Origin of the sequence: Ochrobactrum sp. P6BSIII (genome assembly GCF_014138065.1) — a bacterium.
GTDB lineage: Bacteria > Pseudomonadota > Alphaproteobacteria > Rhizobiales > Rhizobiaceae > Brucella.
Map to the genome: position 1 here is coordinate 146,902 of NZ_JACGXB010000004.1, position 23,818 is coordinate 170,719.

The following is a 23,818-nucleotide window of genomic DNA, read 5'->3' on the forward strand; positions in this document are numbered from 1 at the left end:
CTTATGCTCTCACCAGCTTTGCGGCACCTTCGGCGCGCGTTGCTCCGACAGTGGTGACGACGGCTTCGCTGATTTTTCCGTCAGCGGCCTTTTCCGATGCGTTCAACGGCGCAAAAGCCTCACCTTTCCAGACGGAAATGGCGGCTAGCGCCAGTGCCAGCGGAAATTGTGCTTCGCGCAAATGTCCGGTCAGGCCGGATATGCCGCGATAGGCTGCGGAAAAGCCGTCCAGTACGGATTTTTCGGCTTTGGTCGCGTCATGAGCGCCGGATGCGCCGGAAACAACATAGGCCGGGTCCTTGCCGTCATTGGCTGCCAGAACAAGATCGCGAACGGTCTTGGCAAGGTCGTCGCTTTCGCGGCGGATTTGCGTGGCTGCGATTCCCGCGACTTCTGCATAGGCGCGTGCACCGCGTTTGGCAGCATGTTCGGCATTTTCGAGAACGAGGAACACGCCGCCGGAGCCGGAGATCATGCCACCGCCTGCCGAACCATCGCGCTCCCAGAGCGGTGCCCAGCCGTCATGCTTGAGCAGTCCGCCCAGCTCGTGACCGAGAATCATGTCGAAATGTTCGGCATTGTAGGAGCCGCCCACCAGCGCATGCGTGCTCTGTCCGGTGCGGATGCGGGCTGCCGCCGTTTCAATGGCCGAAATGCCGGAGCCTTCTTCGCCCATGAACGTGCGCGAAGAACCCGTCACCTTGTGCACGATGGAAATATTGCCAGCGAGCAGGTTGGAAAGCTGCGCCAGAAACAGGGTCGGCCGCAGTTCAGTCGAGAGTTTCTCGTTCAGCATCACACCGCGATTGTTGCTGGTGCGGCCTTCTTCGAGAATCTGCATGTCGACGGTAATGTCGCGTTCGCCACCACCTGCGCCCACAACCATATCCATGGTCGCGCAGAGCGCTTCATCGTCCTTCATGCCTGCATCTTGCAGCGCGAGGCCTGCGGCATAGGTGCCGAGTCGCTGCCAGGTTTCCATCTGGCGCTGGTCGCCGCGCTTTGGAATTTGCAGGCTCCAATCGACTTCGCCGAGTGGATGAACGGTATAGGGAGCAAAGGCTTCTCTTTCGAGGCGTGGTTCGCTACCCGCTGTCGAAAAAGCGTTCCAATGCACTTCGGCGCCTTCGCCGAGTGATGAAATAATGCCGATGCCGGTGATGACGACTTTATTGTTCTGCATGGGTCCGGTTCTGCCGTGATGAGGCCAAGGGGCTGTCCTAGGAACTGTCTTGTGCTCCAGAAACGGAATCAGGGCGAACATTGCTGTCCACCCTTCAATACCGTCAATTTTTCAGCGAGCTCAGGCCTTTTTGGCCGCAACCAGCTCGTCGATCTTGGCGCAGAGATTCTTCAGGACGAAGTATTCTTCGGTCGGAACCTTGCCTTCGTTTACTTCCTGCGTCCACTGCTCAAGCGGAATCTTGATGCCGAAAGCCTTGTCGATAGCAAAGACGATGTCGAGGAAGTCGAGGCTGTCGATGCCCAGATCGTCGATGGTGTGGCTTTCCGGCGTGATGGTGTCACGATCGATTTCACTGGTTTCGGCGATGATGTCGGCGACTTTGTCAAAAGTAGAGGACAAGTTTCGATTCCTTTATTCCTGATGATGCCGCGAATTATAGGCATCTGATTTTTTCGTCGCATTTCGCGGCCAGCAAAAGTGTTGGGCACATTTGCTGGAAATGCTCTGTATGCGCGTGTCTAGCGTTTTTCCGGTCATGAGGAAAGTCATATTAGTTTCAAGATCACCGGGAGTTCGATGCGCATATAAGATGCCAGACGAGCGAAGCGCAACATAAAGGCAATCTCAATTTTTTGAAATCTCTTCATGCGGGGCTGTGTTGGCATCTTTTTCAGCGCTTGGCGAAATAGATTACACCTATCAGAGAGATCGCAATCATCGCACAGGCAAGCCCCGTTTCCAGCGGGCCATCCTGCACGATAATGGCGACCAGCCCTGATGCGATACTCGCCACAGTGCCAAGCACTCCGGGCTGTTGCAATGTACTCACGACGGGATTGCCGGGTTGAGCGACCTCTGGTCGCGTGTTGTACGCGGGTTCATAGGAGTGCGGGAACGAAATGCCCGCTGGATGCGCTGGGTCGACATCGTTGACAGGCTTTAGCGCAAGCGCCAGCGCGCGTGAACGCACCCGTTCAACGCGGGCCTGCCAGCCTTTGCCGAAGGTTGCGGCGGCAGCAAGTCCCCGGAGCCAGGCCGCGCGTTCATCGCATAGCCGGTCGATAATATCCTGCGGCGGGCGGGAGGAGAGTGCTGCAAAAGTCGCGGGTCCGAGAAATCCATCTTGCAATAGACCAAGTATTTGCTGCAACATTTTTATTGCGTGACTTGGGCCGGAATTGACCGCAAAGTCCAGCATGGCATAGTCAACGCCAGAGGGAAGACTGTCGCCGTCTATCTTGTCCCAATACTGTTTTCTATAAATGTCTGTAGCAGTATCTTTCGTAAGATTTTTGACGTCCTGGGCAGATTCGGAATGACCTGTCCATCCGGCAAGAGTACCGGTGGTAATACCCATATTGGTTGCGCCGCCAGGATCAGCCGGATTGTCGACGAAGCCACCTTCTTCCTGAAATATATACGGCATAATCGTCGCAAAATTTGATCGCATATCTATACCTTTTTCAATTTATATTTGAAAAATATATTAAATACGGTGTCGGTAATACTGAATGCTCTAACATATAGACATGTAAAAAATATCGGAGGAATCGATTGTGATCAAGCGGCAACCCTCTTGCTTAAGAGCCTGCAATGCGGCTTGATGCGGTTCCCTTAAATCATACTTTTACAGGCGGCAGACGTGACATCGGAAGTTTTCGGACATGCGCCAGACGGGCAGGCGGTTCATCGGCTGACCATCTCCAACGGGCCATTGACGGCCAAGATCATCACATGGGGCGCGGCGATTCAGGATATGCGCTTCGCGGGCCATGATGCGCCGCTGGTGATCGGCTATCAGAATTTTGACGATTATCCCGCCCATTCGCCGCATCTGGGTGCAATTGCGGGCCGCTCGGCCAACCGCATTCGCGATGCGCATTTTGTGCTGGATGGCAAGACCTATGAGGTGGAGGCGAACTATCTTGGACGTCATAATCTTCATGGCGGCAGCAAGGGGCTCGGCAATCGGGTCTGGAAGGTCACGGGCAGCGGCGCGGATTATGTGACGCTCGGCACGGTGGCCGAAGATGGTGAAATGGGCTTTCCGGGCAATCTGAAGGTCAGCTGCACCTACATGCTCAATGAGAACGGCGCCTTGATCGTGCGGCTGGAAGCTGTGACCGACAAGCCGACGGTCTGCAATCTTTTGCATCACAGCTATTTCAATCTCGATGATGGCGGTGAGGGCGATATTCTGGACCACCAGCTCAAGATTCTAGCCGACGCCTATATGCCGGTCGATGAGGCGCTGATTCCAGATGGGCGCGTTCTGCCGGTCAAGGACACGGTGTTCGACTTCCGCGATTATCGCCCGATCCGCCATGCCGACAACGGCAAGCAGGTTGAATATGACAGCAATTTCTGTCTGTCGGCGACACGTGTGCCGTTGCGTCTTTGCGCCTCAGTCAAGGGGGCGAAGTCCGGTGTGCGCATGGACGTGCTGACGACAGAGCCGGGCGTTCAGTTTTATGCGGGGAATACGATGGCCAATGATTGCATCGGCCTGACCGGCAAGCCCTATGGCAAACATGCGGGCTTCTGTCTGGAGCCGCAGATCTGGCCCGGCTCGCTCGAATATCCCTATTTCCCACAGGCCATTCTGCGCCCGGGTGAAATCTACGCTCAGGAGAGCCGTTTCGCCTTCACCCGGGATTAATGGTTGCTATCCGGTATAAGCGGCGCGCGCCGTCTCCATAGGGGTAAGCGCGCCGCGCGTTTCGACGACACGGGCTGCAACGGCATGGGCCTTCTGCGCGGCTTCAACCGGCGAAAGCCCTTCCATGCGCGCAACGAGATAGGCGCCATTGAAGCTGTCGCCAGCCCCCGTAGTATCCACGGCATTGGCGAAAACGGATGGAACCAGTGTCTGTTCGCCATTGGTTACGACCAATGCCGGTTCCGTACCGTCCTTGACGACAACTTCCTTCACACCAAGGCCTATCAGGCGTTCTGCACAGGCTTCGGCGTTTTTGTCACCGAAAAGCGCCTGCTCATCGGGGAAGGTGGGCAGCGCGATATCGGCGAGCCGCATTGCTTCGCTGATGATTTCCTGCGCCGCCTTGCGATCCGGCCAGAGCTGGTGACGGAAGTTCGGATCGAAAGCGATCCGCGATCCCGCAGCGCGGCATTGCTGCAGCACGTCGAACAATGTTTCGCGATGCTCCGGCAAGACGATCGCGATGGAAATGCCGGAAAAATAGATAATGTCGCGGCCCGAAAGGCTTTGCTCCAGCGCGGCCCGGTCGCTGGCAAGGCGACGTGCGGCGGCATCGCTGCGCCAATAGGTGAAGGAGCGTTCAGCACCGTTCAGCGTAATTGCATAAAGACCCGGATGCACACCGGCGATCACCGGGCTATGCGCAATGCCGATGCCGTTGGACGAGAAGAAAACGCGCTGTTTTTGCGAGAAATTGTCTTCGCCGAAAGCGCTCACATAATCGACCGGAAACGATCTGTCGGTCAGTGCGCGAACATACCAGGCGGTGTTCAGCGTATCGCCAGCAAAACCCATGCGCCACTGGTCGCCTTCGCCGCCCGAAAGCTCAATCATGCACTCGCCGATAGACGCGAAACCGCTCATCTTTTTCTCCTCAAATCGATTACAGACGCCTATACCAATTTTCTGTGATGTAAAATCGCTTTGTCAGTTGTCTTCCATCATTGTCATACAGGCTTTATCGACTTGCCACATTCGTTGTGTAACGATCCCGCGCCACGCCGCGGCGAGACACGGTTCCAGACCAAGGATTTGAAATGCGTTATGCGATCTACTTCACGCCGCCTTCCAGCGATGCGCTTCTGAAGGTTGCGGCCAACTGGCTGGGGCGCAATGCCTTTAGCGGTGAGCCGGTGAAGCTGCCGGCGATTCGCTCGCTTGGCACGGAAGAGATTGCATCGCTGACCGAAGAACCGCGTCGTTATGGTTTTCACGCCACGATGAAAGCGCCGTTTCGGCTGAATGACGATCTGACGGAAAGCGAACTTCTGTCGGCGCTGATGCATTTTGCATCGTCGGTGGAGCCCGTCATCATTCCGCGCCTGAAGCTTCGGGCCATCGGGCCGTTTTTCGCGCTGGTGCCGCATGAACCAGTCACGGCCTTGAACCAGCTCGCCAATGATGTGGTCGTCGCGCTGGATCGTTTTCGCGCACCGCTCAATGAAGCTGAAATTGCCAAACGCCGTCCTGAGCGCCTGAACGAAGCGCAGCGTCACAATCTGGAACGCTGGGGTTATCCTTACGTTTTTGAAGAGTTCCGCTTCCACATGACCCTGACTGGTCCGGTCGCGGAAGGTGATCGCGCACGGATCGAGCGTCGGCTGGAAGAATTTTTTGCACCGCTTCTGAACGATCCGGTCGAGGTTGCGAATCTCGCACTGTTCGTGGAACCTGAGAAGGGCGCGCCCTTCGAGATTCATTCGCTGCATCCGCTGACAGGTGGAGCCACGAAGACGCGGACCCAGCGGGCAGTGGGGAGGCCTTAAGCGATGACCAGTGAAACTATCCTGCGTAACGCGCGCATCGTCCTCGCAGACGATGTCGTCGAAGGCTCGATCAAGCTCGTCGACGGTCAGATTGCAGATATCGCCAGCGGGCCGTCATCAGTCGGCGAAGACATGGAAGGCGACTTCCTGACGCCGGGTCTGATCGAGCTGCACACCGACCATCTGGAGGGGCATTATGCCCCGCGCCCCAAAGTGCGCTGGAACCCGATTGCCGCCGTACAGGCGCATGATGCGCAGATCGCCGCTTCTGGTATCACCACCGTCTTCGATGCTTTGCGCATCGGTTTGGATGATGATGCGCAAACCGGCATCGACGATATGCTGAAGCTTTCCACGGCCATTGCAGAGGGGCGTGCGGCGGGCCGGCTGCGCGCTGACCATTTCCTGCATATGCGTTGCGAAGTGTCTGCGCCCGATTGTCTTCCGGCCTTTGAACGTTTCGGCAGCCACCCGTTGGTCAGGCTGGTTTCGCTAATGGACCATGCGCCGGGACAGCGGCAGTTCACCAATCTGGACGCCTACAAGGCGTACTTCCTGGGTAAGAACAAGCTGTCGGAAGAAGAGTTCCGGATTTATTGCGAGCGCCGCATTGGCCAGTCGCAGATCTATTCCGCCAAGACGCGCAAGGCGATTGCCGATCTGTGTCATGAGCGCGGCGTGATCCTTGCAAGCCATGACGACGCAACGCTCGATCACGTGGAAGAAGCGCGAGAACAGGGCATTCGTGTTGCCGAGTTCCCGACCACCCACACGGCGGCCAAAGCCTCGAAAGAATCCGGCATGTCGGTGCTGATGGGCGCGCCCAATGTGGTTCGTGGCGGCTCGCATTCGGGCAACGTTTCAGCGCGAGAACTGGTCGAAGCCGGGCATCTCGACATCATCTCGTCGGATTACATCCCGGCGAGCATGATGCAGTCGGCATTTTTTCTGGCCGATGTGCTGGCCCATGCTCCCAATGCGGTTTCACTTCCACAGGCTATTCGTCTGGTTTCGAAGAACCCAGCGCAGGCTGTGGGCTTTGATGATCGTGGCGAAATAGCCGAAGGCAAGCGCGCTGATCTGGTGCGCGTGCAGGTGGCAGAACACGTGCCGATTATCAAGACGGTTTGGCGCGAGGGGCGGCGGGTCATTTAATTCCGGCTCTGACGGCCTGCAAATGGCGTTGTTCTGCGCTTCCGGTGCTCATGTGCTTAAGCACACTGCGCTCCGGTTCTCGAACTCCACCATTTTCGGCTCGTCATAACCAGAATTTCGTCGCGCTTACCCGACCGAAATGGTCTCACCGACGGCAAGGCTAAGCTTGCCGTCATCGGCTACGCTCAGTTCCAGCTCGCGATAGCTGTCGATGCTTCGATGCGAGGTCTCCGGCGAATGTGGGTGCGTTGCTGTGACGACAACCACGCAAGCGCCTGCTGATTCGCCTGCAACGATGCCAGCCGGCGCGTCTTCGAACACCAGACAGCGATGCGGATCAAAGCCAAGCTTCTTCGCACCAAGCTGAAAGCATTCCGGGCTCGGCTTGCCGCGTTCAACATCTTCCGCCGAGACAATGGTCTTTGGCAGCGGCAATCCGGCCGCCTTGATGCGGCGACGGGCCAGTTCAAGCGGGGCTGACGTCACAATCGCCCAACGGTCTTCCGGCAGCGCGTTCAGGAAGTCGCAGACGCCATCGATTGGAACGATACCATCCAGATCGGCCATTTCAGCTTCCAGTAGAATTGCAGCTTCCTGATCGGGGTCGAGGCCGATATCGAGACGGCGGACTGTATCGACGGCGCGCACGCCGTGAATTGTCGGCAAAAATGTAACCGGATCGATCCCGTGACGCTTGGCCCATTCTCCCCAGACGCGCTCGGTTGCCGCAATGGAGCTGAGGATCGTGCCGTCCATGTCGAACAGGAAGGCATCGAAGGATTTGCCGAAGGGGGAAAGGGAGGTCACGCCGGATTTCCTTGAATGAATGAGAAAAGAATCGGAGGGGATTGCTTAGGACGCGATCATAATGCGCAAATGCGACCAAAGTCACAGCCTGTTCGCCTTTAACGGCGCTGGTTGGTGCTGAAACCGATGAAATATAGCGATAAAGTTCTATATTGGAGCTTAGCTGCAAAACTTGAACATTTCGCGCAAGTGTGGCTTTTTGCGCCATTCTAACGGCAGATTGCCAGCATTCTGATCGAATGATCTGAAATCATTCCTTGAATCGTCTTCTCAGGATTTATGTCTAAATGACTGATGTAACATCGAAAAATCGCAACTATCCGGACTATCGCTTCGCCGTTGCGCCGATGATCGATTGGTCAGACAGACATTGCCGGTATCTTCACAGGCTCTTTTCGAAGCGCGCTTTGCTTTATACGGAAATGGTTGTAGCGGATGCGGCGATCCATGGTCCGCGCGAACGTTTGCTCGGTTTCGATGCGGCAGAACATCCCATCGCCTTGCAGTTGGGCGGATCTGACCCAGCCAAGCTTGCAGAAGCGGCGAAAATCGGTATCGGCTTCGGTTATGATGAGATCAACCTGAATGTCGGCTGCCCATCGGACCGGGTTCAGTCGGGTACATTCGGGGCCTGCCTGATGCAGACGCCCGAAATCGTGGCACGCGGTGTCGAGGCGATGAAAAGCGTTGTTTCTGTTCCGGTCACGGTCAAGTGCCGTATCGGCGTCGACGATCAGGACCCGGAAGTGGCGCTGGATGCGCTCGCTGATCTGGCGCTTGCCGCCGGAGCCGACGCCCTGTGGGTGCATGCACGCAAGGCATGGCTAAAAGGTCTGTCGCCGAAGGAAAATCGCGAAATCCCGCCACTCGATTATGATCGCGCCTATCGGTTGAAGGCCCGTCTCGGCGATGTTTTCGTTGGCATTAATGGCGGTATCACCTCGCTCGATGACGCCAAAACCCATCTGGAACATATGGATGGGGTGATGCTCGGGCGCGCCGCCTATCACAATCCCGCCTTGCTGGCGGAAGTGGATGCCCGTTTGTTTGGCGATGAACCCGTCGCTGTTGATATGGCGGATATTATCGAGGCCATGTGCGAATACACCGACCGGCATATCGCATCGGGCGGCAGGCTTTCGCATGTGAGCCGCCATATGGTGGGTCTGTTCAGCGGCATGCCGGGCGCACGCCGCTGGCGTCAGATGCTGTCCACCGACGCGACAAAGCCTGGCGCGAACAGCGATGTGCTGCGCGAAGCCTATGCCGCTGTAACCGAGGCCAGTGCCGAAGCGGCTTAATCGATCAGGATTAGCTGGTCGCCACGTACTGTAAAGCCACCCAACGTTTGCAGAAAATTCATGCCGAGCAGACTGCCGGTCATCAGGCCTTCCTTGGTGACCATGGCGCGAATGTTTTGGCGCTCAATGTCGCCGATCTGTAAGTTCGCGATGGTTATGCTTGCGGCGGAGGCCGTGCCATTGGCTGTCATCACCGGCACATTATAGTTCAGCGACGCCGTATCAAGGCCTGCGCGCTCCGCGTCTTCCTGTGACAGAACAACCGAAGACGCGCCTGTATCGACCAGAAAATGCACGCGCGCGCCGTTGACACGGCCATTCACTTCGAAATGGCCGTTGGAAGCCTTGGCAAGTGTGACGGTCACAGCGCCTTCGGCATTTCGCCCGGAAATCGGACTGCCGGGGATAAGGCCCGCAGTGATCCGGCTTGCAGCGTCCTGAAGATCGTAGCGATACTGATAGCCCGCGACGAGACCGAGAATAATCACCGCCCAGACGGCCATATTGCGCGCGAAATCCGAAAGCCTGATGCCGGAGCCGAGCAGACCGGCAGCGAGCACGACGCCCCATATGCCGAGATAGGCTGCACGGGCGAAGACATCATTGTCGAGCCCCATTGTGGTGCCGCTGTCATTGTTGGACATCAGCAACAAAGCGACGATTGCGACGGCGGCAATAACGAGCCAGAAAAAGCGCCCCATCAACCTACTTTCTTTTCAATGAGAATTTCATGCCGGTCGGGCAGAAGCGATAGTACCGTGATCTGCTCTTCGGCGGTCATGCAGGACCAGCGCGTAATTTCATCGAGCGTGCGCGCACAACCCAGACAAAAGCCGGTTTCAGTGTCCATCGTGCATATCAATATGCAGGGTGATTTGATTGTCGCCGTGTTCATGAGTGAAATGTGGTTGCATTACAGGGTCATGACAAGCCCGATTAACACAGCAAGGGAAGCGATTTGTTGCGCAGCGCCCAAGGTATCGCCGGTCTGACCGCCGATTTTCGACATGCAAAGCCGGGCAAAGCCGACAAGCAGTAGCGTCACAAGAACAAGCGCGTTGATGACGGACAGAACGCCGCCGGAAGGGATCAGCCCCAGCGCCATGATGACGAAACCGAGTGCCGCGCCGCAAACCACTGTTTCCCAGCTCGGCGCACCAACGCTGTCGGCAAGTCCACCGGGACGGGCTGATGGCAGGCTATGCCAGAAGGCGAGCATGGCAGAGCGGCTTGCCGCTTCGCTGGCGATCAGTGCAAGCAGGGCATAGCCGGGACCCGCGCGCTCCATGATGGCTGTCAGCAGAGAAACCTTGATGCCGACCCAAATGATGAGTGTGAGCGCGGCAAAAGTGCCGATGCGGGAATCCTTCATAATGTCGAGGCGACGCTCCGGCGTTGCTCCGGCGAAGAAGCCATCGGCGGTGTCGCCAAGTCCATCTTCATGCAATGCGCCGGTCATGGCCGCTAGTGCCCCAACTGCGATAAATCCGCAGGCGAGGGCAGGCAGATGCAGGGAATTGGCGATCATCAGCGCGATGCCAGCAAGCAGGCCCAGCAGCGCACCGGCAAGTGGAAATGCGCGTGCGTTGCGCAGCAGCGAATCGTCCGTGTTCTCGAACCAGCTTGGCGGAAGCGGAAGGCGGCTCAGAAAGCCGAGCGACCGGATTGTATCGCCTATGAAACCATTTCGCTGCAAATGACTGCTCCGCAACACTTTATCGCCCATAGGACTATTTAGGGCTCGCGATATTTCGCCTCAAGGGCCATCGGCTCGAAGAGGTGATTTGAAAAATTGTGTGAGTGCTTATAGGACGTGCCAAACAGATTTGCATCTCCCATGATCGATTGGACTGAACGATATGAGCGCCAGTGGCCTTCCCTTTGACGATTTTCGTGAACTGATCCGCAATCTGCCCGGTCCCGATCTGGGCGCTGAACGGGCAGTGCGCGAGCGCGAGGTAACTCTGACCAAGCCTGCCGGTTCGCTGGGACGTCTTGAAGACATCGCCGCCTGGCTTGCCGCCTGGACGGGCAAGCGCACGCCGCAGATCAATCGTCCGCTGGTCGCGGTCTTTGCCGGCAATCACGGCGTCACGGCAAAAAACATCACGCCGTTTCCGTCCAGCGTCACGGCGCAGATGGTTGAGAATTTCGCGGCAGGCGGTGCGGCGATCAACCAGATCTGCATTGCCAATGATCTTGGACTGAAGGTTTTCGATCTGGCGCTGGAACATCCGACTGCCGATATCACTGAAGAACCGGCCATGGATGAGCGCACCTGCGCGGCGACCATGGCTTTCGGTATGGAAGCGATTGCCGGTGGCACCGATCTTCTCTGCATTGGTGAAATGGGTATCGGTAACACGACCATTGCAGCGGCGATTGCACTCGCATTGTTTGGCGGTACGGCGGAAGACTGGGTTGGACCGGGCACGGGTTCGACTGGCGATCTGTTGCAGCGCAAGCTTGCAGCGGTCCGTCAGGCGGTTGCCTTGCATCAGGCGCATCTGAAAGACCCGCTCGAAGTGCTGCGCCGCCTCGGCGGACGTGAAATCGCAGCCATGGCTGGCGCCATTCTGGCCGCCCGCATGGAAAAAATCCCGGTGATTATCGACGGCTTTGTGGCGTCTTCGGCTGCTGCCATACTCTATGCCGCAAATCCGGAAGCGATCGATCATTGCCTGTTTGGCCATGTCTCGGCTGAACCGGGCCATCGCTTGCTGCTTGCAAAGCTCGGCAAAGAGCCGCTTCTCGATCTCGGCATGCGTCTTGGCGAAGGAACCGGCGCTGCTCTCGCTGCCAGCATCGTCAAGGCGGCTGCGCAGTGCCACAGCGGCATGGCCACCTTTGAACAGGCTGGCGTGGCTTCCGCAAAGCACTGATAAAAAGCTCAGCACAAAAAAGCCCGCCAATCGGCGGGCTTTTTCATTTCAAAGTTTGGGAGGTCAATTATTTTCCTTGTCCAGCACCATGTAGTCGAGCGGCAGTTCAGTCGTGTACTTGATCTGCTCCATCGCGAAGGATGACGACACGTCGCGGATTTCGATCTTGCTGATCAGTCGCTTGTAGAAGGCGTCATAGGCCGCAATATCCGGCACTGCGACGCGCAGGAGATAATCGACATCGCCGCTCATGCGGTAGAATTCGATAACTTCGGGGAATTCCTGCACGACTTCCGAGAAGCGCTTGAGCCATTCATGGCTGTGCGAGCTGGTGCGCACCGATACGAAGACCGTCACACGCGCATTGACGCGGATCGGGTCGAGGATCGCCACACGGCGCTTGATGACACCATCTTCTTCAAGCTTCTGGATACGACGCCAGCAAGGCGTTGTGGAAAGGCCAACCTTCTTGGCAACGTCTGCCACTGCCAATGTTGCGTCTTCCTGCAATAAGCGCAGTATTTTTCTGTCGAGCCTGTCCATGCGTTTCCGTTCCCGGTTTTAGAAATCGTTTCCCGAACTTTGCGAGTGTGCGAAACGTCATACCTTATGATGTGCTATCGACAGAAGTTACAGGAAAAATATTCTTATGAGAACCGATCTTGTAAAATTTATTTATCGTCGTTGATGAGGCTTCGGACTTTTGCCTGAACAATAGGCACAACCTCTTCATCGAACCATGGATTGCGCTTCAGCCAGCCACTATTGCGCCAGGAAGGATGAGGGAGCGGCAGCACTATACGTCCCGCCTTGTTGGGCGTTTCAATGAAGTTCCGCCAGTTCTTCACCGTTTCGGTCAGATTGCGCCCGCGATAGTCGGGAAGATGGTAGGCCAATGCATATTGCCCGACTACCAGAACGAACTCCAATTGTGGCATGGCAGCAAAGACACGGTCATGCCATGTCATGCGGCATTCGCGGCGCGGGGGCAGGTCGCCGCCATGTTTGTCATAACCGGGAAAGCAGAAGCCCATGGGAACGATGGCAAACCGGGCAGGATCGTAGAACTCTTCACGGGTCGTTCCGAGCCATTGCCGCAGGCGGTCGCCGGACGGATCGTTGAACGGCAGGGATGTATTATGCACGCGGATACCGGGCGCCTGTCCGCATATGGCAATGCGCGCCGTATTGGAGACAATACAGACCGGGTTGGGCTCATGCGGTAGTGGTGGCTGAAACCGCGGCTCATCGCGGCAGATGCGACACGCTTTGATCGACTGACTGAGCGTGTTCAGGTCTTCCACTAAGCTTCGCTCCGGATTTTGGGATGTCGTCATCGGAAATAATTGATGAGGGCGGCGATACGCTCTTTAATATAGTGAGTGAATGCGCTGAAGCTATTGCGCCCGTTCGTCTGAGCGCTGCCATGGTTCGTTTGCGCGTTCTCGCTTTCGCGCGGATTTTCCTTTCGCCATGACGAGGGCTTTTCAAAGCGGCCAGCCCAGATGCCGCGACCATTTTTGCGGGCGTCCGCTTCCTCGCGCTCATAATCGCCATAGGCAATCGCCCACCCCTGTTGGACCATCCAGCTATTCAGATCGGTTTCGCCGAGGTAACAACGCGCCAGATCGCGGCCATAGCGGTCAAAGCCCTCCGTCTCGCACCGAATCGGTGCTTTTCCGATTCTTGCCCGCAAGAAATTGCGAGCCTCCGTGCCGCAATCGTAATGAATACCGTTTCGCTCGCAGGTCTGCGCCATCTCCGGCGCATCAATACCCTTCAGGCGAATATGCACCTTGTTTATGATCACCGTATCCCCATCTATCACATAGACGGGGCCGTCGCGCGTTTCGGTCGGACGCTTTTCATCCGGCAGGTATGAAATACCAACGATAATCGCGGAAAAGAACAATAAAGTCAGTATGATGCTGCGAAATCCTCCTATTCCGCTTCGGCGGGTGCCGGAGGTAAATCGCCTCTGCGGGCGCCTATTGGGGCGTCGGTAACTGCGCATGTGATCCGGTTGGTTCCAATCGGTTGAGTCATCGCTGTTCTATTCTATGCGTCCGCCAGACGGAAACAATCGCCATCGCTTTGTTCGACGGGGAGCGCATTTCGATGAGCAACAACAGTGAGTTTGTTGTCAAACGGCAACAGTCTTTACCGTTACTTTAGGTTACAAAGAACTACGGTCATTTTTGCCTATTTCCCGCCACAAAGGGACATCATCCGTCAAGGAAAGGCAGAAGCCGTCAAACAATCAGGAGCGAAGGCTCCCGCAGGATTAGGCAGGAATGAGCAAGAGCGCGTTGTTGCAGAGCAAACCGATTGCAAGCAAGGGAAACCTTGCCGACGCTGCTCCGATTCCTTCCAATGATGGTAAGGCTTTTTTCGGCCAAGATCGGGTCTCAGTCTTGACGAAAAGCATGGCTATTCTGCCTTCAATGAATTCCTTCTCCACGATTTGTGCCAACTATTGTGAAAGACCGGCGTTGTGATGCGTAGTCGCAGTTTTTCATATCCTGTTATTGCCATGGCTGTTGGTTTGGCCATCGCCTGCAACAGTGCCTTTGCTTTTGATCTGAACGACGATTCCGAAAAGTCGCGCAGCCCGTTTGAACTCTTCAAGTTCGGCTTCTCCGCCTACAAGAACGGTCACAAGGACGAAGCGATCAAGGCGCTGCGTTATGCCGCCGAGCGCGGTCATCAGGGTGCAAAGTGGAAACTGGCCCGCATGTATGCCGATGGCGACGGCGTGGCTGAAAATGACTACGAAGCCTACAAGATTTTCGAGAAGATCGTCCGTGAAGGTTCCGAACCCGGTTCCGAGAACGATTCCTATGTGGCTGACGCGCTGGTTGCGCTCGCTGGATATGTGAAGCGCGGTATTCCGGGTACGCCGGTGCGCGCTGATCTGGGTGTCGCCCGTGATCTTTATGTGCAGGCCGCATCGAATTTCGGCGATTCTGCTGCCCAGTTCGAGCTTGGCAAGATGCTCCTGTCCGGTGAGGGTGGAGAGCGCAATTCAGTTCAGGCCGCACGCTGGTTCCAGCTGGCTGCGAACAAGGGCAATGTCAGTGCTCAAGCCATGCTTGGAAACATGCTGTTTCAGGCTGGCAAGACCGTGCGCGGGCTGGCCTTCATGACAGCTGCCTCTGAGCGTTGCGCAGCCGAGGATTGCACCTGGATACGCGAAATGCAGGAACAGGCTTTCTCGATTGTCGGTGAAGCGGATCGCCGGAACGCTGTCGCTCTCGCCAGCGATATGACCACCAAGGGCTCGTTCTAAGCTTCTTTCGTCTTAATCCGACAGCGTGACCGTAACCGGTACGTGGTCAGACGGCTTCTCCCAGGCACGAACGTGCTTTTCAATATCGGTCGATACGAAACGATTGACCGCTTCTGGCGACAGCATCAGATGATCAATGCGGATGCCATTGTTTTTCTGCCAGGCGCCTGCCTGATAATCCCAGAATGAGTAGATACCATCATCGTCAGTCGCCGCGCGAATAGCCTCGGTGAAACCGAGATTTTCCAGCTTGCGAAACGCCTGTCGCGATTGCGGCTGGAACAATGCATCGCCAAGCCATGCCTGCGGGTTCTTCGCGTCCTGTGGTTCTGGAATGACGTTATAGTCGCCAGCCAGCACAAGCGGCTCCTCAAGCGCCAGACGATCTTTCGCCCAGGCTTCCAGACGCTGCATCCAGGAGAGCTTGTAGGGAAATTTCTCGGTATCGATCGGATTGCCGTTGGGCAGATAGAGCGACACGACGCGGATGACGCCTTTATCGGTCGAATAAACGCCCTCTATGAAGCGTGCCTGTTCATCGCTGTCATCGCCGGGCAGGCCACGATTGATCTCGTCGGGTGACTTCTTGGAAAGAAGTGCGACGCCGTTAAAGCCTTTCTGGCCATGGGTCTCGACGTGATAGCCAAGCGCCTCAATCTCAAGCCGGGGGAACTGCTCGTCCACCGATTTGATTTCCTGCAGGCAGGCGATATCGGGCGAAGACTCCTTCAACCAATGCTGAAGGTTCTCGATGCGGGCCTTGACGCCGTTGATGTTCCACGTAGCGATCTTCATGGCTCAAAGATTAGGCGCTTGAGCGGGTGAGGGCAAGCACGGCGCAGGCCTCATCACAGAAATTGCAGCCAAGTACATATTTCAATGCTGGATGCATTTGTATTGCCGTCGTTGCGTTCCTATCTCGGACTCATTGGAGCCAGACAGGAGATAACAATGTTCGACGCCAAGAAACTTCTCGACCAGTTTTTGGGATCGCAGGTACCAGGCATGTCGGGGAGTGTGAAGGACAAAGCCGGGCAGGTCGGTGATCTCGCCAAGAAGAACCCGCTTGCCACCGGCGCTATCGCTGCCGCAGTTCTTGGCACCAAGACGGGCCGCAAGCTGGCCGGTAATGTCGCCACCGTTGGCGGCATCGCAGCCATCGCTGGCCTCGGCTATCTGGCCTACAAGAATTACAAGTCCGGCCAGTCGCCGCAAACAGCGGAACAGCCGGTTGCCAAGGAGCAGGAGCTTCTTCCGCCTCCGCCTGCCGATTCGCCGTTTCATCCGCAGTCGCCCGCCATGAGCAACAGTTTCGCCCTGACGCTGATCCAGGCGATGATCGCCGCAGCCAAGGCAGACGGTCATATCGATGATGCGGAACGTGCACGTATCATGGAGAAGCTTCAGATTTCTGGCCTTGATGACGAGGCGGAAGCTTTCTTTCAGAAAGAACTGGCGGATCCGGTCGATCTCGACGCGCTGGTCGCTGCGGCTCAGACGGAAGAGCAGAAGGTGGAGCTTTACACTGCTTCGCGTCTGGCGATTGATCCCGATAGCCGGGCGGAGCGCGGTTATCTCGATATGCTGGCTGGGCGCCTGGGTCTGCCGGACGCGCTGGTGGACCATATCGATACCACGGTCGCTTCGGTCAAAGTCTGACAAAACAAAACCGGCTGCCATGAGGCAGCCGGTTTATTTTCACGCTATGCGTTTCGGTTCGATTAAATCGCGAAGCTCGTGCCGCAGCCGCAAGACGCAGTCGCGTTCGGGTTGCGGATCTGGAACGACTGCCCCATCAGATCGTCAACGAAATCGATTTCCGATCCATCCATGTAAGGAACCGAGATCGAATCGATCAGAACTTTCGCCCCGAGCTTTTCAATGACGATGTCGTCATCGGTCTGTTCGTCGACCAGATCGTATTTGTAGGAAAAACCGGAGCAGCCGCCACCTTCGACAGAAACGCGCAGCGCGGTCTTGTCCGGTTCGGAATTGAGAATTTTAGCGATCCGCTTTGCGGCGGAATCGGAAACGGTAATGCCTGTCATCGGTCTCGTCCGTTTGCAGTTGCTGGGCCAGAGCGGGATTTTCCCCGGCTGCCCGTTATCGCAGACTTGCTTTCATATTCCTCTGATAGCTATGAACGCTACCAATAGAAGTCAATGTCAGCATGAATATAGTGTAATCATATTACAGTGAAGGATGCATCGCAATGTCGCTGGAAGGAATAGGCTTTGGTTATCGTGAGCGCGCGCCCTATGCCTGCGATCCGATCTCAAGCCGTGGGCGGCTGGTGCCGGAACCGGAAAGCCCGACACGCACCCCGTTTCAGCGCGACCGCGACCGCATCATCCATTCTACCGCGTTTCGCCGTCTGAAGCACAAGACGCAGGTTTTCATTGCGCATGAAGGCGACCATTACCGCACGCGGCTGACGCATACGATTGAAGTGGCGCAGATTGCGCGCGCGCTGGCCCGTGCGCTGCGGCTGGATGAAGATCTCGCCGAAGCCGTCGCGCTGGTGCACGATTTTGGTCACACGCCTTTTGGCCATACCGGCGAGGATGCGCTCAACGAACGCATGAAGGATTACGGTGGCTTTGATCACAACGCCCAATCGCTCCGTATCGTTACCAAGCTTGAGCATCGCTATGCGGATTTTGACGGTCTCAACCTGTCCTGGGAAACGCTGGAAGGGCTGGTGAAGCACAATGGTCCGCTGGTCGGACCATACGCCGTACATTCGGATGAGCCGGTGCCGCAACCCATCCTCGATTTCAACGAACGCTACGATCTGGAACTGGGGCGCTTTGCCAGTCTGGAGGCGCAATGCGCCGCGATTGCCGACGACATCGCCTATAACGCCCATGATATCGATGATGGCTTGCGCGCGGGCCTACTAACGCTTGAGGCGCTGGATGAAGTGCCCCTGACCAAGCGGCTGCTCGATGTGGTGCGCGGGCGCTATCCCAATCTTGATGCCGTGCGCACCGGCCATGAACTGGTGCGCAGGCAGATCACCATCATGGTCGAGGATGTTATCGCCGAAGCCCAGCGCCGTCTGGCTGCTGTGCAGCCGCAAAGCATTGCCGACATCCATGCCCATTCGCAGTCGCTGGTGGCGTTTTCACCCACGATGCGCGACGAGGAAAAGGTGCTGAAGCGGTTTCTGTTCAAAAACCTCTATTTCCATAACAGCGTCGTGCTGCGCCGACAGGCGGCAGACAAAATTGTGCAGGACCTGTTCGACGCCTGTTTTGCCGATCCGTCGATCATGCCGCCCGAGTGGCAGTCGGGCTGTGAAACGCTGGATATCCCGTCGCGTGCGCGCCGTGTCGCCGACTATCTGGCGGGTATGACTGATAATTTTGCCGTGCGCGAACACCGACGATTGTTTGACCATACCCCCGATTTAGCTTAATCGGGGCCAAACGAAGTGATTGCGAGGCCGAAAGGCCGTCTGCAACACAACTATCTAATAGAACGAGCCGACTCTGGAATACGCAGTCAAAACTCCAGACGAAAGCCTGACAGGACAGACCATGAATATCTTCGCAGATTTCGACGCACGTATCAAAAAGACGTTGCAAGATATTGATCTGAAACCGAAAGATGGCGGTGAACTCGATCTTTCTCGCGTTGGCGTCGAGCCGCCGCGCGATGCGACCCATGGCGATATTGCGACCAATGCGGCCATGGTTCTCTCCAAGGCTGTTGGCCAGAACCCGCGCGAACTTGCGGTGCGTATCGCCGAAGCCTTGAAGAGCGACGAGGATGTCGAAACAGTCGATGTTGCCGGTCCGGGCTTCATCAATCTGCGTCTGAAGGCAACTTACTGGCAGCGCGAGCTTGCCGCGATGCTCAATGAAGGCACGGATTTCGGTCGCTCCAAGCTTGGTGCTGGCAACAAGGTCAATGTCGAATATGTTTCGGCAAATCCGACCGGCCCGATGCATGTCGGTCATTGCCGCGGCGCCGTTGTCGGCGACGTGCTGGCCAACCTGCTGAAATTCGCAGGCTATGACGTCGTCAAGGAATATTACATCAACGATGCTGGCTCGCAGATCGACGTGCTCGCAAGCTCCGTGATGCTGCGTTATCGCGAAGCGCTGGGCGAAATCATCGGTGAAATTCCGGCTGGCCTCTATCCGGGCGATTATCTCGTGCCGGTGGGGCAGGCGCTCGCAAAGGAATATGGCACGAAGCTTCTGGAAATACCGGAAGCTGAAGCGATGGCTATCGTCAAGGAAACCACCATCAATGCCATGATGGCGATGATCCGCGCTGATCTGGAAGCGCTGAACGTCCATCACGATGTCTTCTATTCCGAACGTCAGCTGCATGCCGACCATGCCCGTGCGATTCGTAATGCAATCAATGATCTGACGCTGAAGGGCCACGTCTATAAGGGCAAGATTCCGCCCCCGAAGGGCCAGCTGCCGGAAGATTGGGAAGATCGCGAACAGACCCTGTTCCGCTCGACCGAAGTGGGTGACGATATCGACCGTCCGCTGATGAAGTCTGACGGCACATTCACCTATTTTGCGGCCGACGTTGCCTATTTCAAGGACAAATACGACCGCGGCTTCAACGAGATGATTTACGTTCTGGGCGCCGATCATGGTGGCTATGTGAAGCGTCTTGAAGCCGTTGCGCGTGGCGTTTCCGATGGCAAGGCCAAGCTCACCGTACTGCTCTGCCAGCTGGTAAAGCTCTTCCGCGACGGCGAGCCGGTGCGCATGTCGAAGCGTTCGGGCGAATTCATCACCTTGCGCGATGTGGTCGACGAAGTGGGCCGCGATCCGGTGCGTTTCATGATGCTTTATCGGAAAAACGACGCGCCGCTCGATTTCGATTTTGCGAAAGTCACCGAACAGTCCAAGGACAATCCGGTGTTCTATGTGCAGTACGCTTCTGCGCGCTCGCACTCGGTTTTCCGTCAGGCTGCCGACCAGCTGGGCCTTGCCGATCTGGATCGTGTTGCCATGGCCGCACAGTTCGACAAGCTGACCGACGAGAGCGAAATTGCACTGGTTCGCAAGCTTGCAGAATATCCGCGTCTGATCGAAGCAGCGGCGATCCATCAGGAGCCGCATCGTCTTGCTTTTTACCTGTTTGACCTTGCCAGCGCGTTCCATTCGCAATGGAATAAGGGCACAGAGAACCCGGACTTACGTTTTATTAAGGTTAACGATCCAGACTTGTCACTAGCCAGGCTAGGGCTGGTACAGGTTGTTTCCGATGTTCTGACGTCCGGATTGACGATCATCGGGGCTGACGCTCCGACGGAAATGCGCTAGGATTGATCGACTGACCGGGAGCTCGTTAAGTCAAACGAAGCTCTTGAATGCGGTAGATCAAGTCTAAAAAGAGAAGACCGGGATGAACTGAAGGTGTTGGTTTATCCCGTTCTGGTCTTTCGGCGTAGGAAACTACCGTCAACTTTTGCCCACATTGCCTCGCTAATAAGCAATGTAAAGTGACGTCTTGCGGCGTCCAGGGTTTGAGTTAGGAACACACCATGACGGACAGCAGTGCAAATCCCCGTAATTACGGCGAGCGTCCGCTGCACGAAGACGATCCGCTGATGGAACTGTCGCGAATCGTGGACTTTGGCACGCCTCAAGGTGATCATTCCGCTTGGAACGAGCGCCAATCTCACGACCGGCCCGAGCCTGACTTTGATCCGGCGCTTGATCTCGAACGCGAGCTTCTCGGCGATTTTGACGATTACGCGCAGCCGGCAAGTCACAACCAGCCTGTCGAGCCTGAGCCGGAAGTTGCTCAGGATCAGCGCTATAGCGAACAGTATTATCGTGGCGCGGAACCGCTGGCGCACGAAGAAGACCTTGCTTCTGCTTTGGAAGAAGAACTCGACCTGCATCTGGATAATGGAGCATCCGTTCCTGCGCCTGAACTGGACGACTTCGAAGACGTCGAACGCACCGAGCCTGTTCAGCAGTTCGATTATGCCGATTATTCGAATGCGCGTGATTCGTATGGCGACCCTTACGCGGCAGCGCAAAGCTCGGCCTATGATAATCACGAATCGCCGAATAGTGCGCAGGGAGGTCATACAGCCGACCACGGCGCATATGATCCGACGATCTATCAGCCGGCTATCGAGCCGCACGAAGAATCCTATTTGACGCAGACCGCGCAAAGCCGTGACTGGGATGTACAGGCCGTTGAGCCTGCAACGCCGTCTTATGGCGCTGAGCCTGCACATCAGTCCATGTCGCTTGAAGACGAGCTGGAAAACTTGCTGTTCGGCGATGAGCCGCAGCCAGCCTCCGCGAACGACAGCGCCTATGGCTATCAGCCAGAGCCAGTATCCTATGCGCCGCAGGCAGCTGCATACGAGCCGCAAGAGGCTGCATCCTACGCATCCGCTGCATCGGATCATGGCTATGCGGCAGCGGAAGAGGCTGAGCCGGCATTTGACGATTTTCAGCTCGATGAACTGCATCTGGACGAGCAGGCCTTCGAGCAGGCGCATCAGCCTGTAGAAGCTGCTGCGCCTGCGCAGGAAGCGGCCGCCCGCACGGAGCCATCTGGCTATCCCTATTACACCCGTGGCAATTTCGCTTCGGGCGTTGTCGCGCAGATGCCGACGGTAACCGCGCATGCGGGTGAGGCGGAAGCGCCTTACGCTGCTTCCAACGCCTTTGCCGGTTCGGAGCAGGCTTCAAACGAAGTTGCAGCGCAGGACGACGACTTCTCCTTCGATGATGATTTCTCATTCGATGCCGCTGCATTCTCCGCAACAACAGCAGCGGAAGGCACGGACGACGATCTGTCGGACCTTGATGAGCTGAGCCTGAGCGACGACGACTTCGGCTTCGAGCCTTCCGGTGATTACTCCGAATCGGAAGTCCTCAAGGCGACCGACGAAGAATTGCTTGGCGGCGATGATTTCTTCAACGAAGACGATCTCGATCTGCATGATGACAACAGTGCAACCGCAGCCGCGCCTGCCTATGCTCATGCAGTGCTTTCGGATGAGGATTATCGCCCGACCACGTCGATGCCGCATTTCGCAGCTGCACAGCAGACGGCCAGCGCACCTGCACCGGACGTTGAAACGCTGAGCGTTGCCGAAAACAAGGTTGAGCAGACCCATTCCCTCGATCTGCCGGAAGTCAATTACGGTGAAGAGGAAACCGCTGCCGGTCTTGGCGATCTCGAAGCTGAATTTGCCGAGGTCTTCAATACGGTTGGCGTTGATGAGCTGAACACGCCTACCGAAGCGCAGAGCGAAGCCGACAAGGCCTTTGAGGATATTTTCCGCGAAAGCGCATCCAGCTATCTGCCGAATGCCGGCGTTGCTGCAGGTGCTGCAACAGTTGGTCTCGGCGCAGCCGTTGCCGCCGCTGCAAGCTCTTATGGCCGCTCGCAGCCGCGCCAGACTGGCGATTATAATGCGGGCGAACAGGCTGGCAGCGAAGATGATTTCTACAATCATTGGGCCGCCCAGGGCGCGCAGACCGTCGAAGGCGGCGACTATGGCGCACGTGCCGCCATGCAGCCGGAAGACGATCTTGGCAAAGCGTCGGAAGCCTATCGCAATCGCCCGGTTCGCGGTCGTCGCGGCCTGATTCTGGCCAGTGTTGCCGGTGCTGTCGTATTGCTCGGTGGTATCGGATATCACTTCATGGGCGGCGGTTCGCAGGAGCCGGTCGTCATTCATGCCGACAACCAGCCGATCAAGATGCAGCCGGAAAACCCCGGCGGTGCGACGGTCCCGAATCAGGACAAGGCGGTTTACGATCGCGTTGCCGGTACGTTGCCGAACAATCCGGAACAGAAATCACTGATCACCTCGGGTGAAGAGCCAGTCGATATTTCCGGCACGGACGGCAATGAAGCCATGACTGATACGCCGGACTCATCGGCTGAAAACGGTCAGGCCAATGCTGGTGCTCAAAATGGACAGAACGCGCAGGAAAATGCGCCTTTGATCCAGCCTCGCGAAGTTGAAACCATGATTGTTCGCCCGGATGGCACGATCATGCAGCCGGAACGCGCTCCGGAACCGGCAGCACCGCAGACGGCCAGCAACAGTGCGCAGCCTTCGGCACAGCCATCCGCTCCGGCTGGTGGTGACGAAATCGCGGCAATCGCTTCGGGTAGTGCTTTGCCAGCACCGGCCGCAACTGCACCGCAGGCCCAGCAGCCAGCGGCACAGGCACCTGTCGCTCAGGCACCGGCTGCAGAAACGCCGCGCCTCCCGGCACATGCTCCGGTTGTTCCTTCGCGTCCAGCTGAACAGCCGGTCAACATCGTGGGCAACGTTCCGCAGCGTACGCAGACGCAGGCGCCTGCCGCAGCTGCTCCCGTTGCTAACCAGCAGGTTGCATCGGCTGCCGGTGGCGCTGCTGGTGCAGGTGGATATTTCATCCAGATCGCATCCCAGCCTTCCGCTGAACTGGCGCAGAAGTCCTATGCCAACATGGCGCAGAAATATGCCAATGTGATCGGCGGACGTGGCGTGGATATCAAGCGCGCCGACATTCCGGGCAAGGGCACCTACTACCGTGTCCGCGTTCAGGCTGGTTCGCGTGATGATGCCAATGCGTTGTGCGGTCGCTTGAAGTCGGCTGGCGGCAGCTGTCTCGTAACGCGCTGAGCCATAACAACAGACAAGAACAGGGCGGCTTGAGCCGCCCTTTTCATATGCACTATCGAGCGCATGGAATTTTAGTTAGAACAA

24 protein-coding genes are annotated in these 23,818 nt (G+C 56.9%); 11 read left to right on the forward strand and 13 right to left on the reverse strand.

Annotated features, from left to right (window positions below; all coding sequences use genetic code 11):
• Nucleotide 1 precedes the first annotated feature (1 nt).
• The 3 genes from FHW00_RS07125 to FHW00_RS07135 form a co-directional block, all read right to left on the reverse strand.
• On the reverse strand, nucleotides 2-1,183 hold the full coding sequence (locus tag FHW00_RS07125) for a beta-ketoacyl-ACP synthase (protein WP_078338468.1): 1,182 nt from the start codon (nucleotides 1,181-1,183) through the stop codon (nucleotides 2-4).
• Nucleotides 1,184-1,303: 120 nt separating this feature from the next.
• A complete protein-coding gene (locus FHW00_RS07130; RefSeq protein ID WP_078338469.1) occupies nucleotides 1,304-1,585 on the reverse strand; it encodes an acyl carrier protein in 282 nt (93 codons plus the stop codon).
• 271 nt (nucleotides 1,586-1,856) lie between these two features.
• Entirely contained in the window at nucleotides 1,857-2,636 is a 780-nt protein-coding gene (locus FHW00_RS07135) for a glycoside hydrolase family 108 protein (RefSeq protein WP_078338470.1), read from the reverse strand.
• A 192-nt stretch (nucleotides 2,637-2,828) separates the two neighbouring features.
• Here FHW00_RS07135 and FHW00_RS07140 point away from each other — a divergent pair, with 192 nt between their 5' ends.
• Nucleotides 2,829-3,845: an aldose epimerase family protein gene (locus FHW00_RS07140; protein ID WP_078338471.1), complete on the forward strand. Its 1,017-nt coding sequence runs from the start codon at nucleotides 2,829-2,831 to the stop codon at nucleotides 3,843-3,845.
• A gap of 6 nt (nucleotides 3,846-3,851) precedes the next feature.
• On the opposite strand, the gene FHW00_RS07145 is transcribed toward FHW00_RS07140, so the two are convergent.
• Complete coding sequence (locus FHW00_RS07145; RefSeq protein WP_182514641.1) at nucleotides 3,852-4,769, reverse strand: sugar kinase; 918 nt, start codon at nucleotides 4,767-4,769, stop codon at nucleotides 3,852-3,854.
• Between the two features lie 173 nt (nucleotides 4,770-4,942).
• On the opposite strand from FHW00_RS07145, the gene FHW00_RS07150 reads away from it, so the two are divergent.
• On the forward strand, nucleotides 4,943-5,671 hold the full coding sequence (locus FHW00_RS07150) for a DUF1045 domain-containing protein (protein ID WP_078338473.1): 729 nt from the start codon (nucleotides 4,943-4,945) through the stop codon (nucleotides 5,669-5,671).
• Nucleotides 5,672-5,674: 3 nt separating this feature from the next.
• The gene (locus tag FHW00_RS07155) at nucleotides 5,675-6,826 is read left to right on the forward strand and encodes an alpha-D-ribose 1-methylphosphonate 5-triphosphate diphosphatase (RefSeq protein WP_078338474.1); all 1,152 of its coding nucleotides are present in this window, start codon (nucleotides 5,675-5,677) and stop codon (nucleotides 6,824-6,826) included.
• Nucleotides 6,827-6,952: 126 nt separating this feature from the next.
• Here FHW00_RS07155 and FHW00_RS07160 read toward each other — a convergent pair whose 3' ends face one another.
• Nucleotides 6,953-7,633, reverse strand: coding sequence for an HAD family hydrolase (locus FHW00_RS07160; protein ID WP_078338475.1), 681 nt, complete (start codon nucleotides 7,631-7,633; stop codon nucleotides 6,953-6,955).
• 287 nt (nucleotides 7,634-7,920) lie between these two features.
• Between FHW00_RS07160 and dusA the strand changes: the two genes are divergently transcribed.
• Nucleotides 7,921-8,934: a tRNA dihydrouridine(20/20a) synthase DusA gene (gene dusA, locus FHW00_RS07165; RefSeq protein WP_078338476.1), complete on the forward strand. Its 1,014-nt coding sequence runs from the start codon at nucleotides 7,921-7,923 to the stop codon at nucleotides 8,932-8,934.
• Here the strand turns inward: dusA and FHW00_RS07170 are convergent.
• Genes FHW00_RS07170 through FHW00_RS07180 form a run of 3 tightly spaced genes read right to left on the reverse strand, consistent with a single transcriptional unit; the run spans nucleotide 8,931 to nucleotide 10,630 of the window.
• The gene (locus tag FHW00_RS07170) at nucleotides 8,931-9,635 is read right to left on the reverse strand and encodes a TIGR02281 family clan AA aspartic protease (RefSeq protein ID WP_078338477.1); all 705 of its coding nucleotides are present in this window, start codon (nucleotides 9,633-9,635) and stop codon (nucleotides 8,931-8,933) included. The two genes, dusA and FHW00_RS07170, sit on opposite strands and share 4 nt — an antisense overlap.
• A complete protein-coding gene (locus FHW00_RS07175; RefSeq protein WP_078338478.1) occupies nucleotides 9,635-9,829 on the reverse strand; it encodes a DUF1289 domain-containing protein in 195 nt (64 codons plus the stop codon). Before FHW00_RS07175 ends, FHW00_RS07170 begins: the two co-directional genes overlap by 1 nt.
• An 18-nt stretch (nucleotides 9,830-9,847) precedes the next feature.
• A complete protein-coding gene (locus FHW00_RS07180; protein ID WP_078338648.1) occupies nucleotides 9,848-10,630 on the reverse strand; it encodes an adenosylcobinamide-GDP ribazoletransferase in 783 nt (260 codons plus the stop codon).
• Between the two features lie 163 nt (nucleotides 10,631-10,793).
• On the opposite strand from FHW00_RS07180, the gene cobT reads away from it, so the two are divergent.
• A complete protein-coding gene (gene cobT, locus FHW00_RS07185) occupies nucleotides 10,794-11,816 on the forward strand; it encodes a nicotinate-nucleotide--dimethylbenzimidazole phosphoribosyltransferase (RefSeq protein ID WP_078338479.1) in 1,023 nt (340 codons plus the stop codon).
• A gap of 63 nt (nucleotides 11,817-11,879) precedes the next feature.
• On the opposite strand, the gene FHW00_RS07190 is transcribed toward cobT, so the two are convergent.
• From FHW00_RS07190 to FHW00_RS07200, 3 genes are all read right to left on the reverse strand, one after another.
• On the reverse strand, nucleotides 11,880-12,359 hold the full coding sequence (locus FHW00_RS07190; protein ID WP_078338480.1) for an Lrp/AsnC family transcriptional regulator: 480 nt from the start codon (nucleotides 12,357-12,359) through the stop codon (nucleotides 11,880-11,882).
• Between the two features lie 128 nt (nucleotides 12,360-12,487).
• A complete protein-coding gene (locus tag FHW00_RS07195) occupies nucleotides 12,488-13,120 on the reverse strand; it encodes a uracil-DNA glycosylase family protein (protein ID WP_445557920.1) in 633 nt (210 codons plus the stop codon).
• Between the two features lie 29 nt (nucleotides 13,121-13,149).
• Nucleotides 13,150-13,830, reverse strand: coding sequence for a thermonuclease family protein (locus FHW00_RS07200; RefSeq protein ID WP_078338482.1), 681 nt, complete (start codon nucleotides 13,828-13,830; stop codon nucleotides 13,150-13,152).
• Between the two features lie 280 nt (nucleotides 13,831-14,110).
• Here FHW00_RS07200 and FHW00_RS07205 point away from each other — a divergent pair, with 280 nt between their 5' ends.
• Together FHW00_RS07205 and FHW00_RS07210 are read left to right on the forward strand one after the other, a co-directional pair.
• Entirely contained in the window at nucleotides 14,111-14,314 is a 204-nt protein-coding gene (locus FHW00_RS07205) for a hypothetical protein (RefSeq protein ID WP_078338483.1), read from the forward strand.
• A complete protein-coding gene (locus FHW00_RS07210; protein ID WP_078338484.1) occupies nucleotides 14,314-15,105 on the forward strand; it encodes a tetratricopeptide repeat protein in 792 nt (263 codons plus the stop codon). The genes FHW00_RS07205 and FHW00_RS07210 overlap by 1 nt, the downstream gene beginning before the upstream one ends.
• A 12-nt stretch (nucleotides 15,106-15,117) precedes the next feature.
• Here the strand turns inward: FHW00_RS07210 and xth are convergent, their stop codons facing one another.
• Nucleotides 15,118-15,900, reverse strand: coding sequence for an exodeoxyribonuclease III (xth, locus tag FHW00_RS07215; protein ID WP_078338485.1), 783 nt, complete (start codon nucleotides 15,898-15,900; stop codon nucleotides 15,118-15,120).
• Between the two features lie 156 nt (nucleotides 15,901-16,056).
• Between xth and FHW00_RS07220 the strand changes: the two genes are divergently transcribed.
• A complete protein-coding gene (locus FHW00_RS07220; RefSeq protein WP_113533543.1) occupies nucleotides 16,057-16,764 on the forward strand; it encodes a tellurite resistance TerB family protein in 708 nt (235 codons plus the stop codon).
• Nucleotides 16,765-16,826: 62 nt separating this feature from the next.
• Here the strand turns inward: FHW00_RS07220 and erpA are convergent, their stop codons facing one another.
• Nucleotides 16,827-17,153 carry an iron-sulfur cluster insertion protein ErpA gene (gene erpA / locus FHW00_RS07225; RefSeq protein ID WP_078338486.1) on the reverse strand — a complete coding sequence of 109 codons (327 nt, stop codon included), beginning with the start codon at nucleotides 17,151-17,153 and terminating at the stop codon, nucleotides 16,827-16,829.
• Between the two features lie 164 nt (nucleotides 17,154-17,317).
• Here erpA and FHW00_RS07230 point away from each other — a divergent pair, with 164 nt between their 5' ends.
• The 3 genes from FHW00_RS07230 to FHW00_RS07240 all read left to right on the forward strand — a co-directional run bounded on the left by FHW00_RS07230 (nucleotide 17,318) and on the right by FHW00_RS07240 (nucleotide 23,734).
• Nucleotides 17,318-18,526 (forward strand): deoxyguanosinetriphosphate triphosphohydrolase, encoded by a 1,209-nt coding sequence (locus FHW00_RS07230; RefSeq protein ID WP_078338487.1) that lies wholly within the window; start codon nucleotides 17,318-17,320, stop codon nucleotides 18,524-18,526.
• A 121-nt stretch (nucleotides 18,527-18,647) separates the two neighbouring features.
• Nucleotides 18,648-20,405, forward strand: coding sequence for an arginine--tRNA ligase (gene argS, locus FHW00_RS07235; RefSeq protein WP_078338488.1), 1,758 nt, complete (start codon nucleotides 18,648-18,650; stop codon nucleotides 20,403-20,405).
• A 221-nt stretch (nucleotides 20,406-20,626) separates the two neighbouring features.
• Nucleotides 20,627-23,734, forward strand: a complete 3,108-nt coding sequence (locus FHW00_RS07240; RefSeq protein ID WP_078338489.1) for an SPOR domain-containing protein — start codon at nucleotides 20,627-20,629, stop codon at nucleotides 23,732-23,734.
• The last annotated feature ends 84 nt before the right edge of the window (nucleotides 23,735-23,818 follow it).

What these genes read in the sequence shown, in the direction of transcription:
- FHW00_RS07125 (WP_078338468.1), bottom strand. Translation starts at nt 1,183, where the DNA reads ATGCAGAACAATAAAGTCGTCATCACCGGCATCGGCATTATTTCATCA.
- FHW00_RS07135 (WP_078338470.1), bottom strand. Translation starts at nt 2,636, where the DNA reads ATGCGATCAAATTTTGCGACGATTATGCCGTATATATTTCAGGAAGAA.
- FHW00_RS07145 (WP_182514641.1), bottom strand. Translation starts at nt 4,769, where the DNA reads ATGAGCGGTTTCGCGTCTATCGGCGAGTGCATGATTGAGCTTTCGGGC.
- FHW00_RS07150 (WP_078338473.1), top strand. Translation starts at nt 4,943, where the DNA reads ATGCGTTATGCGATCTACTTCACGCCGCCTTCCAGCGATGCGCTTCTG.
- FHW00_RS07155 (WP_078338474.1), top strand. Translation starts at nt 5,675, where the DNA reads ATGACCAGTGAAACTATCCTGCGTAACGCGCGCATCGTCCTCGCAGAC.
- dusA (WP_078338476.1), top strand. Translation starts at nt 7,921, where the DNA reads ATGACTGATGTAACATCGAAAAATCGCAACTATCCGGACTATCGCTTC.
- FHW00_RS07170 (WP_078338477.1), bottom strand. Translation starts at nt 9,635, where the DNA reads ATGGGGCGCTTTTTCTGGCTCGTTATTGCCGCCGTCGCAATCGTCGCT.
- FHW00_RS07175 (WP_078338478.1), bottom strand. Translation starts at nt 9,829, where the DNA reads ATGAACACGGCGACAATCAAATCACCCTGCATATTGATATGCACGATG.
- cobT (WP_078338479.1), top strand. Translation starts at nt 10,794, where the DNA reads ATGAGCGCCAGTGGCCTTCCCTTTGACGATTTTCGTGAACTGATCCGC.
- FHW00_RS07190 (WP_078338480.1), bottom strand. Translation starts at nt 12,359, where the DNA reads ATGGACAGGCTCGACAGAAAAATACTGCGCTTATTGCAGGAAGACGCA.
- FHW00_RS07200 (WP_078338482.1), bottom strand. Translation starts at nt 13,830, where the DNA reads ATGCGCAGTTACCGACGCCCCAATAGGCGCCCGCAGAGGCGATTTACC.
- FHW00_RS07205 (WP_078338483.1), top strand. Translation starts at nt 14,111, where the DNA reads ATGAGCAAGAGCGCGTTGTTGCAGAGCAAACCGATTGCAAGCAAGGGA.
- FHW00_RS07210 (WP_078338484.1), top strand. Translation starts at nt 14,314, where the DNA reads ATGCGTAGTCGCAGTTTTTCATATCCTGTTATTGCCATGGCTGTTGGT.
- xth (WP_078338485.1), bottom strand. Translation starts at nt 15,900, where the DNA reads ATGAAGATCGCTACGTGGAACATCAACGGCGTCAAGGCCCGCATCGAG.
- FHW00_RS07220 (WP_113533543.1), top strand. Translation starts at nt 16,057, where the DNA reads ATGTTCGACGCCAAGAAACTTCTCGACCAGTTTTTGGGATCGCAGGTA.
- erpA (WP_078338486.1), bottom strand. Translation starts at nt 17,153, where the DNA reads ATGACAGGCATTACCGTTTCCGATTCCGCCGCAAAGCGGATCGCTAAA.
- FHW00_RS07230 (WP_078338487.1), top strand. Translation starts at nt 17,318, where the DNA reads ATGTCGCTGGAAGGAATAGGCTTTGGTTATCGTGAGCGCGCGCCCTAT.
- argS (WP_078338488.1), top strand. Translation starts at nt 18,648, where the DNA reads ATGAATATCTTCGCAGATTTCGACGCACGTATCAAAAAGACGTTGCAA.
- FHW00_RS07240 (WP_078338489.1), top strand. Translation starts at nt 20,627, where the DNA reads ATGACGGACAGCAGTGCAAATCCCCGTAATTACGGCGAGCGTCCGCTG.